This window comes from Longicatena sp. (assembly GCF_982403165.1).
On sequence record NZ_CEVYEL010000056.1, the window covers coordinates 1 to 15,102 of the forward strand.

A 15,102-nucleotide genomic window follows, 5' to 3' on the forward strand; every position below is an offset into this window, starting at 1 on the left:
TCGCATAGCTTGCACTTGTGTAGCCATCTGCCTGTACAGCTTTAGCTTTATCTAACGCTTTTTTCAGTTCTGCTTTATCTACAACAATTGGTTTTTCTTCCTTTTCCAAAGCTGCAATAGCTTTTTCGATTGCTGTTACCTGTGCATTTACAGCATCCTGTGTTGCCTTATCATCTTTCAGAACTTCCCTTGCTTTTGTTACAACTGTCATAAGATTCAGATAACTTTCTTCTGTATAAGCATCTGCTTCATACGTATCTGCCTGCTCGATGATCTTCTTCAAAGCTGTTTTATCAGCCTGTACAAAGACACGTAATTCTACTTCTTTTCCTAAAACTGTGCCTTTGACCTTGTAATCACCAGATACAGCAGTATCGATGTTGCTAAGATCCCAAGAAATCGTTTCTTTTAACACATTTCCATTATCCAATGTTACCATGACATCTTTTGGCAGTTTCGCTGTCACATTATTTTCTTTAAAGGCTACTAGTACCTCTTCAGGCAATGTAACATCGTTTACAACTGCTTGTGGGAATGCCACCTTTATATGATTAAAGACGGTTGTAGATCTAAAGGTTTGTACACCAATATAGCCATCTACAATATCTGCATCACTTTTCTGTGCAATCTGTAGATCATTCACATAATAGGTCAAGGTTCCCTTACCATCATAAGCAACCTTCAAATGATATGTATCCGCATCCACAATTGCTGGTGGTAATAGTTTATCAATATGCCAGTCTTGGCCATTCATATTTTTAAAGATTTTTGCGATTGCGCCATTTTCATTACGTTCCACATTTACACAGAACCATAATGATGTAGGAGCATTTTTATCTTTTACACCAAATACTAAACCGGCCGCAATACCTTCCTTGATGCTCATATCAGCTTCTAATACAAATGGCTGATCCTTAGAAATCTTCGTATCACTTAATTGGAAGCTATCTCCACCGGTATTTTTCCCTTCCATACCTTCCTCAGTGATTTCCCAAACCTCATTGGTATTCCAATTTGTGATATTAGAATCTAGTGATGGTACAATAGCTTGTACACTAACTTCATCACTTAACTCCCCTACCGTTGCCTGAATCCGATAGACACCGGCCTTTAAAGCTTTTACTGTAATACTGCCTTTCTCTTCTTTAACGATTTGTAAGCCTTCAGGAAGTGTCCACTTGATATCGTTCATTTCACTTAGATTTGGATACACATTTGCATCAACCGTGAATTCTGTATCTACATGAACACGCTCTTTAGCGGATACGTATAGCTGTGTTTTCGCCGTCTCACTTCCCGATTTTTTGCTATACATAGACTTCATATCATAAATCTTTAGATCATCAATCGTTACATCCCCATCGTTTGTGAAAAAGGACATGGCAATATTATGATTATCTTGATAAAGTGTTGTTGAAATATTTGCTTCACCATCATTACCAAATGCTTCTACAGCACCTTGATCAACTAAAATACGCAGTTTGATTTTATTTCCTTCTAATGGTGTCAACTGATAAGAGAAATTACCACTGTTCATATAATGACCAGCATTTCTAGCATCCAGTACCATCTTTTTATTTACCACATCGTATTTATAGATAAGTTCTTTTCCACCGCCTTGACGCAGTTTAAAGCCAAATTCTTTACTACTGCCTAGTGTAAACGTACCCTCTACATCATAGTAAATACCTGATACACCACGTAATATATTATCATCGTTTGCGGAAACTTTCTTATTTGCTGTCTGATATAGGATATGTTCTTGGTCCCGCAGTTTATTGACTTCTTCAACCACATTACTAGTTACTACATATTTACCATCACGATCGGTTATCAAACCATATTCCTGTGGCAGAGATTGTGACCCTTTATATATCTTGCCATCAAACTCTGTAAAGTCTTGCAGCCAGCTGATTCCGATTTGACGATTCTTTCCGGTACCATCTTCAAAGAATGTCATGGTTGCATATTTTCCAAAACCACGCCATGGATCTTCATTAGAATCCACATTGATACGATCGGTATCAGCTACCCATTTGAAAACATCGCCATCTCTTTCCATGTGACCGATGACATAGAAACCGGCACTACCGTTATAAATCCACTTCTGCTCACCGGTTCCATTCACTTTTGCAGGAATAAGCCCCGGACATTCTGAATAAATCTGATCACCATTTTTATACGTAAGATTTTGTGTGCGTGTCCATGTTTTCAAGTCTTCACTTGCAAACAGCTGGGCAGCGCCACCCGCAGTAATCATATACCATTTTGTATCCCCATCGATCTTAAATACTTTAGGATCACGGAAATCATTTCCACTAAGTGTATTTCCTTCATTTGGCAAGACTGGATTTCCTTCATATTTGATCCAAGTTGTTCCATGATCTTTTGAATATGCAATGGCTTGTGATTGTTTACCATTCTTTTCATTATGATAAGTAAAAATAGCTACTAATTTAGAATCCCCTTCTTGATTATCCGTAAAGAAACCAGAAGTGTTATCCTTATCTTCTACCGCAGATCCAGAGAAGATTAATCCAAGATCATCAATCTGGATACCTAGAGGCTGTTGTTCCCAATTCACGAGATCCTTTGAACGAACATGTGCCCATGATTGTTTATAAAAGTTATTATTTGGTGAATACTGATAAAACAAATGCCAATAGCCATCGGTAGAATCATATACCATACCATTTGGATCATTCATGAAATTGATTTGTGGTGTTACATGGAACTGCGCACGATTTTCTTGAGCTGCCAATTCCTCATTGCTAAACCATTTATTCACAGCAAATTGATAGGTTTTTGTAAAACCATCACGTTCAACACTGATCATGACATTGGCAAAGTTAGTTTCAAAATCATCAGCACGCAATGTATAAGCATCTTTCACTTCTTCACGTGGACGTGTCACGCGTAAATTGCGATCTTTTATCGTAATATAGACCTTTCCATTGCCACTAGGCTTCAATGTCACTTCATCAATACCGGCAGCTATATCCATACCATAAATGGTAGTACGTGGATCAATAGCTGGTGTAATACTTACACCATCACTTAATGCAAGTGTTGTTAATTCCGGTTCTGAAATGTTTGGACGTTCTGTTTCATTTTGATAATATAAATTTTGATATACGACACTGCCATCCCAAGTAAGCAGGCCTAAATATCCATCACGATGACGATCATCCTGAACATGTGCAACCCCTTTTCCATTGACATAAGCATAAATATCAGAGCCAACTACAGTAACTTTCAAATCATAGGAACCATCTTCATTCGGTGCCACTTCACTTAGCGGAATTTCAGCTAAACTGCCACCTGTTGGAAATTCAAATAATTTGAAGATGTTATTTGTGTAATCGGCGTTAAATGCATAACAACCAGCTTTAGGATCGTTAGGGTTTTCGACACGGAACAATAAAGCTCCTGCGCCTTTACCATGTTTATTGACCGTATGCACCTGATAAGTAAAATCTTGACTTTTAGTATCGGATATGGCGAAGTTATCACCGGTTCCAGAGGATGTAAGACCATCCTCGCCTTTTGTCCAAATACCTTGAAGTCCTCTCAAATTTTCAATATTTGTTTTGAAATTATCTACGGTACGAATCGTTCTGTCCGTAAATTTTATGTTAGAATAGGCAGCTTCTGTTTTAAAGGTCAAAATACCGATATAGCCTCCTACCCATGCATCGATTTTACCTTCCATCTGATATAAACTGCCACCTTCACTTTGCACCTTATAAATAAAGGTACCATCTGCTTTTACATCCAGATCTAAGTGAATTTTCTTCGTGATATCATAATCTGTTAATTGGATTTGCTCGGCATAATCTTCTCCCGCCGGGACCTTGAAGACACGCATGATGTTGCCATCTTGTTCCCTAACAACATTGGCTCCTTTCCATGTAGTCGAAGGTTTATCTTTATCCCCTATGCCAAATACCAGAGCCGCTGAATTTTCACCACCAGCCGTGAGTTCAACATCAGCGCTGTAATGAAAATCATTGACCAGCTCATTGATTTCATTACTTACCGCAAAGTTATCGCCACCCGTATTTTTTAAGAGAATGCGATTTTCTTGCACATCCTTATCTCCCCCAATAAAATCAGATAGTGTCATTTCCTCTATGCTTTTTTGCATTTGGGAAACCATCTTTGGATTTGTGGCCGCTACGATAGAAGTTGGAGCGATGCTGCTTACCACCATCGAACAGGTCATGAGCACTGTTGCAGCTTTTAATACTTTTTTTGTCATTGTTTCTCCTTTCCCTTTTCTTTTTTACCCTGTGAGTACAGGTGCTATCCTCATTATAGAAAAAAGATCTTGTATTCACAAGTGAGTTATGTAACCTCTTTCATTGACAAATGTAAGCGTTTAATTATTTTCTGTATGATTATAAACTCAACACTAATGTTCTAAAAAGAACAAGGAAGATCGTTTATTTCTAACAAATTAATACCATATAAAACCGTTGCCGAAATTCTTACTTTTCTGATTATTTTCATACTATGTTTATTCTCATAGCCCGATGTGAGAATGCAAAATATTCACTTACTCTCACCTATATCATAGCTCATTATATGCGTAATTCTAGTTACGCTACGCGCATGCGAGCCAGCAAAAAAAATGATGCCCCTATAACGTATATTTTACACTACGTCATCCTAGCATCATTTTTATTTCTATCTGCCATATTTGGCATTATTTATATCATGAAAACGCTCTTGTCTATAAATGTGCAATGATAGCATCTCGATAAGCTTGCGTAGTTGCATTGCCATGAAGATCAGGAGTGAGCACCTTAGCTTCCTCTAACACCGCATCAACAGCATTGCGAATCTTAGTGGCAATATCTTCCATACCTAGATTCTCTAGCATCATACAGGCGCTCCACAACAAAGCGGTTGGATTGGCAATATGCTTTCCGGCAATATCCGGTGCAGAGCCATGCACTGCCTCAAACATTGCATATTCACTACCCAAATTGCAGCTTGGCAAAAGTCCCAAACCACCAATTAGACCACTGGTAAGATCTGATACGATATCACCATACAGATTAGGCATGACCATGACGTCAAAGGTTTCTGGATGCATGACTAGCTGCATGCATACATTATCAACAATCTTATCATCTGCCTCAATATCAGGATATTCTTTGGCAATCGTTTGAAAAATATTTAAAAACAAACCATCACTCATCTTCAAAATATTCGCCTTATGCACACAAGTGACCTTTTTTCTTCCATGCTCTTTCGCATAAGCAAAAGCATCATGAATAATACGTTCACTTGCCTTGCGCGTAATGATTTTTGTCGCATGTACAGTATTTTCATCAATCTGTTCTTCCACTCCGACATACAGATCCTCTGTATTTTCACGAAATGTCACGATATCCACATTCTCAAATCTGGTCTTTACGGCGCTGTTTGATTTCGCAGGGCGAATGTTTGCGTAAAGGTCATACTTATTACGCAGCGTGACATTTAAGGAACGAAATCCCTTACCGATCGGTGTCGTAATTGGTGCTTTTAAAAGTACTTTATTTTTTTCAAAGGACGCAAAGGCAGCATCCGGAATCAGTTTCCCATGACGCTCATATTCTGCTGCCCCTACTTCAAAACACTCATAAGATAAGGGGGCTTTGGCAGCCTCTAAAATTTTTAAAACGGCATCTACAATTTCAGGCCCAATGCCATCTCCCTTAAATACGGTAATTGTTTTCATATACTAACGCTCCTCCATTTTTACATACTCTTTTACGGCTCCTACATATTTCGTAGCCGGACGCATAATCCTGCCATCATATGCTTTATTTTCAATGTTATGTGCCAGCCAGCCGACAGTTCTTGCTGTCACAAACAATGGTGTATACAAATCTTCAGGTATGCCCATCATCTCATATACAAAACCACTATAGAAATCGACATTACTAGAGACATGAATGCCTTTGACATCCCATATTACCTCTTTGGCACACCGCTCAAAACGCTGATAGAATTCATATTCATTCGACTTATGCTTGCTTTCAGCCAGCTTTTCAATATAACCCTGCAACACCTCACTGCGCGGATCACTCAATGTGTAAATGGCATGACCCATTCCATAGATCAGACCGCTGCAATCATAAAACTCCTTATTTAATATGCGATACAACAATGCCTTGATTTCCACATCATTATCCGTATAGCCAATTTCACGAATAACTTCTTTCATCATGGAACTGACCTTTAAATTGGCGCCTCCATGACGAGGTCCTTTCATGCTGCCAATAGCACCAACGATCGAAGAATAAATATCAGTTCCGGTAGAAGAAATGACTACATTTGTAAAAGTAGAGTTATTCCCACCGCCATGATCTGCATGTACGATTAGCATCATATCCAAAATTCTCGCCTCTAATTCACTAAAGCGATGATCTTTCCTTAACATATATAAAATATTTTCCGCGATGGACAGCTTTTGCTGAACCGGATGGATGACCAATGATTTCTTATTATAGCGATGCATCTTGCTCTGATAGGCATAGCAGATGATGCTTGGTAATTTGGCCAAGATATTCAAGCCTTGCTCTAGCGTATTCTCCACGCTGATATCATCGGCAGCATCATCATAATCATAAAGTGCCAACACCGCTTGTTGTAAACGATTCATAATATTTTTACCCGGCATATGCAGAAATTTGGTTTCCAAAAAATCATCCGGCAATTCATAGTGATCCTTTAAAATCTTACAAAAATCTTGTAATTCCTCACGATTAGGCAAATAGCCAAACAGTAATAAAAAACAGGTTTCTTCATACCCACATACCTGATTTTTGCTAATATTCGCTATAATATCGCGAAGCTCGATACCACGATAATATAACTTCCCTTCATCATCTGTTTTTACTTCATCTACATATTTATAACCGACGACATCTGCAATGCGTGTCAGACCGACGCGAACCCCCGTACCATCATCATTACGCAATCCTTTTTTGACATTATATTTATGAAACAATTCATTAGGAATATCCGAATACTGTTTCGATTTTTGATAAAATGTGTGCAATGCATCAATCATAAGGCTCACCTCTCACTTTCAAGTTACTTTCAATATTACATCATATTTTTCATAAAATCAATGAAATATTTTCATGATTTATGATATAATGTTACCTGTATATGAGAAAGGAAGAGAATTTATGCCAACGATAACTGAGAAAATCATCAGCGCACATCTCATCGAGGGTGAGATGAAACGCGGCGAGCCAATCGCCATTCATATTGATCAGACATTAACACAGGACGCTACTGGCACTATGGCGTATCTGCAATTAGAAGCGATGGGCGTCGAGCAGGTAAAAACCGAATTGTCCATCAGCTATGTCGACCATAATACCTTACAAAGCGGTTTTGAAAATGCCGATGACCATAAGTATTTACAAACGGTCACTATGAAACACGGTATCCGCTTTTCACGTCCAGGAAATGGGATCTGTCATCAAGTTCATTTGGAACGCTTTGCCATTCCCGGCAAAACATTATTAGGAAGTGATTCTCATACTCCAACTGCCGGAGGTATGGGAGCTTTAGCTATCGGTGCCGGTGGTTTGGATGTAGCCTGTGCCATGGCGGGTAGAGCTTTCCATTTAAACATGCCACATATTATCAATGTGAAATTACATGGTGCCTTGACAAAAGGTGTTTCCAGTAAAGATATCATCTTAAAGGTCTTACAGCTGTTAAGTGTAAAAGGCGGGGTAGGCAGTGTCATTGAATACAGTGGAGATGGCGTTGCCTCTTTAAGCATTCCCCAACGTGCTACAATTACGAATATGGGAGCAGAATTAGGCGCAACAACCTCCGTTTTCCCAAGTGATGAAGTAACAAAAGACTTTTTAAAAAAGCAGCAACGTGAAGAAGATTGGGTAGAAATCGTTGCAGATGAAGATGCGGTATATGATAAAGTCATTGAAATTGATCTAACAACCTTAGAACCAATGATTGCCATGCCCCATTCTCCGGACAATGTCCTGCCTATTTCTGAAGTACTAGGCTTAAAGGTCGATCAAGTTGCCATCGGCAGCTGTACCAATTCCTCTTATCGCGATATGATGAGCGTTGCTAACATTCTACAAGGTAAGACCATTGATGAAAATGTCAGTCTGGTCATTTCACCGGGTTCTCGACAGGTATTAAACATGATTGCCCAAAATGGTGGTTTATCAGCCATGATCTCTGCCGGTGCTAGAATTTTAGAAAGTACTTGTGGCCCTTGTATCGGCATGGGACAATCTCCTATTACCAATGCTTTATCACTACGTACCTTTAACCGTAACTTCTATGGAAGAAGTGGAACACTTAGTGCTAAAGTATGCTTAGTTTCCCCTGAAACCGCAGCTGCAAGTGCTTTAGCCGGTTATATCGTAGATCCAAGAACGATTGATTACACGATACCAAACGATCCTGAAACCTTTGCCATTGATGATTCCATGGTCATTGTACCAGATGCACAGACTGCAGCAGAAACAGAAGTTATCCGCGGTCCAAATATCAAACCATTGCCTATCAACACACCGTTAGATGATGTTATTGATAAGAAGGTCATGATCAAGGTAGAAGATAATATCACAACAGATCATATTGCCCCAGCCGGCGCAAAGGTATTGCCATATCGTTCCAATATTGAAAAGATCAGTGAATTTATCTTTATGAATGTTAAAGCAAGCTTCCATGATGATTGTTTACAACATGGTGGTGGCTATATTGTAGCAGGCGCGAATTATGGACAAGGTTCTTCTCGTGAACATGCCGCATTAGCACCTATGTATCTAGGTATCAAAGCCGTCATTGCCAAAAGTTTTGCCCGTATCCATCGTGCCAATCTGATTAACTTTGGCATTCTTCCTTTGACCTTTGTGAATGAAAAAGATTATGATACCATTGATGAAATGGATGAATTAAAGATTGAACATCTATCAGATCTTCAAGTAGATGTGCCTTTACAGGTACAAAACATTACCAAAGGATACTGTTTTGAGGTAGCACATCATCTTACGGCATTAGATATTGAAACCATCAAGGCCGGTGGTACCTTAAATCTGATTCGTCAACATCAGTAAGGATAACGCTACAATCAAAAGAATACAGCTTCTTATTAAAAATGAAGCAACAAGTACATTGAAAAAAGCAATTCCTGTTTTGTTAAAGGAATTGCTTTTTTTGTGTCTATCAGCAAAAGACTTATTATTTATGTAACCTTATTTAGCTAAAGATGAAATTTCTCTATTTTAAACTTTTTTCTTTTTCCTAAACTTTTGTTCACTTTCAGGATCCTTCACAAACATCAAGAAAATCATTCCTAACACCATCATAGGAATCAATCCCAGAATTCCATAACGGGTTTCTCCTGTTATCATGATGATGATGGATACCGCGATAGGTCCTAAAATAGCCGAGAATTTCGAGAACACAGAGAAGAAACCAAAGAACTCATTGCTATCTGCCTTATCAGGAATCAGTTTCGCAAAATAGGAACGTGATACGGATTGAATACCTCCCTGAAACATACCCACCAATAAAGCCACTAACCAGATAAAGGATGGATTGCTTTGTATCATGGCACCACAGCCAACCACCCCGATATATCCAATGATGCCGGCATAGATCATTTTCTTGGAGCCAAAATTTCCTACCAATTTACCAAATAAGATGGAGAAAGGACAAGCGATGATATTGATAAAGATAACAACTACTAAACTCATCGTATCCGTAATTCCCATTTCGGTTGCTAAGGATACTGCCATTTTAATGACTGTATTCACACAGTCGATATAAAAGAAATAAGAGATACAGAAAAGGAAGATATTTTTATTTTTCTTAACATCCCGAAAGGTATGCCACAAATGAGCGAACGATTCTTTTATTACATGAGGAACCGGTTCATGATAGTTCTTTTGTTTGACATTTTTTAACATTGGACGTGAATAGATCCACCACCATAAAACTGCCAATCCCATCGTTATTCCACATGCCATGCGATAGGTTAAAGTAAAGGAACCAATCACCAAGTCACCCGTTACTTTATCACCAAACAATGTAACTGCCGCAAAAGGAATGACAAAAATCAAAAACGGTAACACCGAGCCGATATACCCCCAGGCATAGCCGGCTGCACTGACTTTATCCACACGTTCATCATCACAAACATCCACGATGAAAGCATCATAGAAGATAATGGAACCATTATACCCCAGCATGGCGATAACAAAAACAAGCAAAGCCATCTTGTAATCAATGAACGGCAAGGCTAAGGCAAAACCGCCAAAGATTCCCATATATAAGAAGAATTTAAACATTCGCATCTTTTTATCTTTATAATCTGCCATCGTACCTAAGACCGGCGATATCAATGCCAGAATAATCGCATAAATAGCATTTGCCCATCCAACATAGACACTGCTGTCACCCGGTGTAATCTTCGCTATCAATAAAGGGAAAATCACCGTACAGGTCGTTAATACTTGTGCTGAATTACCGACATCGTATAATATCCAGCTGGTTTCCTCTTTCGTAAAGCCTAATTTTGTTAAAATTTTTGTGAACATACTTTCTTTCCTCTCTTATCTTTTATAGGTTGGGTAATGTTTTCATTTCCGCATGGATATGTTTCCCCTCAATTTCAACGATAGCATAACCGGCACCATTCATCCCAAAACTAAGCGAGCCTGGATTGATCAGGGTAACACCTTCATATTCCACACAACACTGCTCATGCGTATGACCGAAAAACAGCGTATCACAGCCCTGCCGTTTTGTATAATCAGACAATTTTTCATATAGGCGCCGCATGCATTCTTCCATCATTTCTTCACCGCTGAGATGTTGCATATGTAAAAGCTCTTGTACGGTTTCTTCATCAAAACGATTTCCATGCATACATAGCACTTTCCGTTCTCCTAATGTAAAACGCAATTCCATGGGCAGACTGGTATGACGGTCATGATTGCCTCTGACAATATGAAACTGCTCTAGATACGACAAGGCAAAGCCCACATCTCCCATATGAAAATAGCCATCCATAAGAGGATATTGCAATATCAGATTACGAGTCTTTTCTAATTGTCCATGCGTATCACTTATCAGCAGGTATTTCATAACGTTTCCTCCTACCGAACTCTTCTTTTATTATAAACTGTTTTAGAGAAAGTTCCTATCCTAAATTGTTCGATTTACAAAGAATTTACAAAAAACAAAACGGTGATAGGTAAGAAAATCCGTATCCGATAAAGACGCATCCTGTATATTGATTGCACGGTCCATATCTGCGATTTTCACCTAGATATTCCAATTATTTCCTCACCTTATATTGATAGGAAAGTTTATGATTATCTACTTCCTATGATAAAATAAGACAAGCAAAAAAAGCTATCCAGATAGGACATATAATAAGAGGAGATGTAATCTTATTTCCGTTATAATGAATAGGAAAGGAGTCTACCCATGGATTGGAATACAAAATTACAAGATATTATAGATTATGTTGAAAACCATTTACAACGCGACCAAGAACCTATCAAGCAAGAGGAAATTGCCCAATTAGCTGGATGTTCCATAGGTTTTTTTCAAAAAGTATTTTCCTATATGTACGGTATTAGTTTTGCCGAATATGTTCGATCAAGAAAATTAACCTTAGCTGGCTATGATTTGAAAAGTACAAACTTAAGAGTCATCGATATAAGTTATCGCTATGGATACGATTCTCCTACTTCTTTTACAAAAGCTTTTCAGCAATTTCATGGAATTACACCGACACAAGCAAGAAACATTGATGCCCAATTACGTGTTATCCCTAAGATGCAGATAGCTTTGAAGCAACGCTATACTTGGTCAATAAAACAAAAACCGGGGTTTCGTCTGCTCGGTAAGAAGATGCACTATAGAAAAGGGGAACAATATACAAAAATTCCTGCTTTTTGGAGCGAATGTCAACGAGATGGAACGTTTTCTCAATTGATAACGATGGATCAAGGTACACCACAAGGCGTATTTGCTTTATATCCTTATGAGAATTTTAACTCCGATAGGCAAAACTATTCTCTCATGGTTATTTCAGATGACGCTCTGCCCAAAGGCTATTACGAAATATCCATACCCGCAACCACCTGGGCTATTTTTGATTGTCAAGGTCCTGTACCACAAGCCATGCAAAATGGTTGGAAATATTTACACGAAGAATGGATCATGAAATATCCATTTCAACACGCAGCCTGTCCAGAACTAGAATGGTACAGCAACGCTAATGCCTATGACAGTAATTATAGTAGTCAGATCTGGATTCCCATTATTCATAAACACTAGAAGGAGAAAAACATGAAAACCGCATTTCACATAGAAGAAAAACAAAGCATACGTGTCGTAGGCTATTTCCTGGAAACAACAAATCAAAAGGGCGAAGCAAGAAAAGCCATTCCTGCATTCTGGTCTGCCATTCAAAAAGATCATCTGGATAAGAATTTACTTGCGATGGCAAAGGATAGTACACAAGGTCTTTTCGGTATTCATATTTATCAAAGTGACCCTTATGATTCTCGTAAATTTACCTATATGATTGCTGTTGCAAGTGATCATGCTGTACAGGGGGATCTTTTTGCATATACCATTCCTGCAAGGACATGGGCAATCTTTCCCTGTACGAAAAAGACAATAGGAAAAACAGAAGCACAGGCAATTACAAAATGGCTGCCAAAGTCAAAATATAAACCTTTAAATAAAGGCTATATCACAGGAAGAATGAAAGCAGGAGCTCCAGATATAGAATATTATCATGCCGATGGCAACGTTGAGGTATGGATCGCCGTACAAGAAAAGAAAGGAGTGTAAATCTTATGAAAAAAAACATTGATTTCTCAGAATTTATGACAGCTGTATCGCAAGAAAACCATGCATTTATAGTAAATTTGCATCAAGAGCTTCTTCATCAGGGGTATAGGATACATATTAAAGAAGCCAGAAGTGGCTATGTCGCTGCTTATGTATTGCATAATAAGACAATTGCAAATTATATCTTCAGAAAAAAAGGGATGTTGATAAGGATTTATGGCGCTCATGTAAATGAATATGAAGCAGTTTTAGACACCTTGCCCTTGGAAATGCAGGAAGCCATTTCACATGCACCTGTTTGTAAACGTTTGCTTGATCCACATGCATGTAATCCGAAATGTTCTATGGGATACTCTTTTTTTATGAAGCATGCGTATCATCAGAAATGTCGCAACGGTGCTTTTATGTTTTTGCTTCACCCAGATTATCATCCATATATTCAATCGCTTGTATTACATGAAGCAGAGGCATATAGAAAGGAACTTATGTTGTCCCAGTGATAAGTATGTAATGCACAATTCTTTATTAGAATAGTGACAAGATGAATCATGACACATACAGACATAAAAAAACTTCAAACCTTACGTCTGAAGTAGTCTGTTCCATTGGTGCGGGCGACAGGACTTGAACCTGCACGCGCGAAGCACTAGATCCTAAGTCTAGCGTGTCTGCCAATTTCACCACGCCCGCATTGCTTAAATATGATAGCATATTTTTATTTGCTTGGCAAATACTTTTTTAGAAACTAGTTTTTTCTTGGATCGTATCATGTTCATTTTATCCTTCTATCACGTTATCTGATTATTTAATGGCTGTTATGAATGCCCACTGCAATTTCATCCTCTCTTTCATAGACAGGCTTCCCTTTTAATTGCTTTTTATAGTTCCAGCAAGCTATGGCATCCTGTAAACGGCCATTTTTATGATCAGCAAAATAAGCACGTATATACGCATTATACGCAAATTGCTCGCCAATCTTTGAATCCTGCGTTGACTTATCTTGTAAAAGCTGGTGATATGCTGCGATAGCATCGGCATAAGTCTTTCCCGCATGATGTTTCAACCATTTCTGAAAGGTAACACAAAAGGTAAATGACGATCCTATATGTTGTTTAAAAAAAGTCCGATGTTTCTCACTGCAAATAATATTAGGTTCAATAAGCGTCGTCAAATAAAGATCTTCGTGGATGGCTTTTTTTATTACCCGTTTGCTTGGCTGTAAACAACAACCAGTCTCTAAGAAATAAGCAATCCGTTTCGTCAATTCTTGTTTATTGCCTGATGTAGGAAGTCCAAGTTCCTTACAAAAAGCCACTAACTCCTCTTTTAAATAATAGTAGGAAGAAAAGGTTTCGGCATTCATAAATTTGCTGAGCTCAGGTTTTTCCATACGCCTATCTTATCCTTGTTTATCTAGGGCATTTGCTAGATCCTGCATATAAGTTTCCTGTTGTTTTTGTAGAAAGCCTTTTATAAATGGTTTCATATAAAATTTTTTCACCCTTACTTCTTCTGTAAATATCACTTGTGTCCCAGCATCTGTATCATAAAGACAACCTTCCCAAGAGCCACTCATATTCTTATTCTCAATAGAAAACGCATATACCCGATAAGGTTCTTTCTTAGTAATGGTAAAGGTGGTTGTGATACCATCCAAAGATCTTTCTTGAAACTTTTGATCATCCAAAACTTTTATTTCACTTATATCACTGCGCCAAGCATACGTGTCCAATGACGTCATCAAATTCCATACTTGTTGTATGGGATATGGAAATACTTTTTTTATTGTTGAAACAGTCATAATAAACATTCCTCCTTTATTTTCTTAAACGACGATTCGCCTTACCATAAATATCTGCATATGCAGACGTTGCACAATGTGATATACATATTTTAACAGTAAAAATCGCCATTTCAGCTTCTTTATTACCAGAAATTGTCCTTTGCTAACGTCAATCATCGTTCCCTGTTTGTTTAACCATCCACATATGAAAAGCGAATAGGTTATTTTATTGTATCATAATCACAAAGCAACACAATATAAAGTACAATATGCTTGTTGGTTTTTATCTTTTATCACACTACCTTTTTGATAGGATACCCTATTTTTTTAATTATGATATCACTGTAAGCTATCCGTACACATAAAAAATTGGTTATTATTTCATGTCTTAACTTATGCTTTATAAGTTTTCACATTCCATCGATAGACATCTTACCTATATATTATAC

11 protein-coding genes and 1 tRNA gene are annotated in these 15,102 nt (G+C 38.0%); 4 read left to right on the forward strand and 8 right to left on the reverse strand.

Annotated elements, in window-relative coordinates:
* The 3 genes from AC1VS3_RS10700 to AC1VS3_RS10710 form a co-directional block, all read right to left on the reverse strand.
* The coding region (locus tag AC1VS3_RS10700) for a GH32 C-terminal domain-containing protein (protein ID WP_227161059.1) at positions 1-4,261 on the reverse strand (4,261 nt) is incomplete at its 3' end.
* 474 nt (positions 4,262-4,735) lie between these two features.
* Positions 4,736-5,731 carry an isocitrate/isopropylmalate dehydrogenase family protein gene (locus AC1VS3_RS10705; RefSeq protein ID WP_008687515.1) on the reverse strand — a complete coding sequence of 332 codons (996 nt, stop codon included), beginning with the start codon at positions 5,729-5,731 and terminating at the stop codon, positions 4,736-4,738.
* A 3-nt stretch (positions 5,732-5,734) separates the two neighbouring features.
* Complete coding sequence (locus AC1VS3_RS10710; protein ID WP_008687513.1) at positions 5,735-7,069, reverse strand: citrate synthase; 1,335 nt, start codon at positions 7,067-7,069, stop codon at positions 5,735-5,737.
* Positions 7,070-7,190: 121 nt separating this feature from the next.
* Between AC1VS3_RS10710 and AC1VS3_RS10715 the strand changes: the two genes are divergently transcribed.
* Entirely contained in the window at positions 7,191-9,110 is a 1,920-nt protein-coding gene (locus tag AC1VS3_RS10715; protein WP_008687511.1) for an aconitate hydratase, read from the forward strand.
* 168 nt (positions 9,111-9,278) lie between these two features.
* Here AC1VS3_RS10715 and AC1VS3_RS10720 read toward each other — a convergent pair whose 3' ends face one another.
* Together AC1VS3_RS10720 and AC1VS3_RS10725 are read right to left on the reverse strand one after the other, a co-directional pair.
* The gene (locus tag AC1VS3_RS10720) at positions 9,279-10,595 is read right to left on the reverse strand and encodes an MFS transporter (protein WP_008687509.1); all 1,317 of its coding nucleotides are present in this window, start codon (positions 10,593-10,595) and stop codon (positions 9,279-9,281) included.
* A gap of 22 nt (positions 10,596-10,617) precedes the next feature.
* Positions 10,618-11,145 (reverse strand): metallophosphoesterase family protein, encoded by a 528-nt coding sequence (locus tag AC1VS3_RS10725; protein ID WP_008687507.1) that lies wholly within the window; start codon positions 11,143-11,145, stop codon positions 10,618-10,620.
* Between the two features lie 345 nt (positions 11,146-11,490).
* On the opposite strand from AC1VS3_RS10725, the gene AC1VS3_RS10730 reads away from it, so the two are divergent.
* The 3 genes from AC1VS3_RS10730 to AC1VS3_RS10740 are packed head-to-tail and all read left to right on the forward strand — an operon-like array spanning position 11,491 to position 13,370.
* The gene (locus tag AC1VS3_RS10730) at positions 11,491-12,348 is read left to right on the forward strand and encodes an AraC family transcriptional regulator (RefSeq protein ID WP_481275646.1); all 858 of its coding nucleotides are present in this window, start codon (positions 11,491-11,493) and stop codon (positions 12,346-12,348) included.
* A 12-nt stretch (positions 12,349-12,360) separates the two neighbouring features.
* Complete coding sequence (locus tag AC1VS3_RS10735) at positions 12,361-12,870, forward strand: GyrI-like domain-containing protein (protein WP_008687503.1); 510 nt, start codon at positions 12,361-12,363, stop codon at positions 12,868-12,870.
* Positions 12,871-12,875: 5 nt separating this feature from the next.
* The gene (locus AC1VS3_RS10740) at positions 12,876-13,370 is read left to right on the forward strand and encodes a hypothetical protein (RefSeq protein WP_008687499.1); all 495 of its coding nucleotides are present in this window, start codon (positions 12,876-12,878) and stop codon (positions 13,368-13,370) included.
* A gap of 106 nt (positions 13,371-13,476) precedes the next feature.
* On the opposite strand, the gene AC1VS3_RS10745 is transcribed toward AC1VS3_RS10740, so the two are convergent.
* The 3 genes from AC1VS3_RS10745 to AC1VS3_RS10755 all read right to left on the reverse strand — a co-directional run bounded on the left by AC1VS3_RS10745 (position 13,477) and on the right by AC1VS3_RS10755 (position 14,671).
* Positions 13,477-13,560, reverse strand: a tRNA-Leu gene (locus AC1VS3_RS10745).
* A gap of 115 nt (positions 13,561-13,675) precedes the next feature.
* The gene (locus tag AC1VS3_RS10750; protein WP_008687497.1) at positions 13,676-14,260 is read right to left on the reverse strand and encodes a DUF6434 domain-containing protein; all 585 of its coding nucleotides are present in this window, start codon (positions 14,258-14,260) and stop codon (positions 13,676-13,678) included.
* 9 nt (positions 14,261-14,269) lie between these two features.
* The gene (locus AC1VS3_RS10755; RefSeq protein ID WP_008687494.1) at positions 14,270-14,671 is read right to left on the reverse strand and encodes an SRPBCC family protein; all 402 of its coding nucleotides are present in this window, start codon (positions 14,669-14,671) and stop codon (positions 14,270-14,272) included.
* Between the last annotated feature and the right edge of the window lie 431 nt (positions 14,672-15,102).

Coding starts and splice junctions, on each gene's coding strand:
- AC1VS3_RS10705 (WP_008687515.1), bottom strand. CDS start 5,731: ATGAAAACAATTACCGTATTTAAGGGAGATGGCATTGGGCCTGAAATT.
- AC1VS3_RS10710 (WP_008687513.1), bottom strand. CDS start 7,069: ATGATTGATGCATTGCACACATTTTATCAAAAATCGAAACAGTATTCG.
- AC1VS3_RS10715 (WP_008687511.1), top strand. CDS start 7,191: ATGCCAACGATAACTGAGAAAATCATCAGCGCACATCTCATCGAGGGT.
- AC1VS3_RS10720 (WP_008687509.1), bottom strand. CDS start 10,595: ATGTTCACAAAAATTTTAACAAAATTAGGCTTTACGAAAGAGGAAACC.
- AC1VS3_RS10725 (WP_008687507.1), bottom strand. CDS start 11,145: ATGAAATACCTGCTGATAAGTGATACGCATGGACAATTAGAAAAGACT.
- AC1VS3_RS10730 (WP_481275646.1), top strand. CDS start 11,491: ATGGATTGGAATACAAAATTACAAGATATTATAGATTATGTTGAAAAC.
- AC1VS3_RS10735 (WP_008687503.1), top strand. CDS start 12,361: ATGAAAACCGCATTTCACATAGAAGAAAAACAAAGCATACGTGTCGTA.
- AC1VS3_RS10740 (WP_008687499.1), top strand. CDS start 12,876: ATGAAAAAAAACATTGATTTCTCAGAATTTATGACAGCTGTATCGCAA.
- AC1VS3_RS10750 (WP_008687497.1), bottom strand. CDS start 14,260: ATGGAAAAACCTGAGCTCAGCAAATTTATGAATGCCGAAACCTTTTCT.
- AC1VS3_RS10755 (WP_008687494.1), bottom strand. CDS start 14,671: ATGACTGTTTCAACAATAAAAAAAGTATTTCCATATCCCATACAACAA.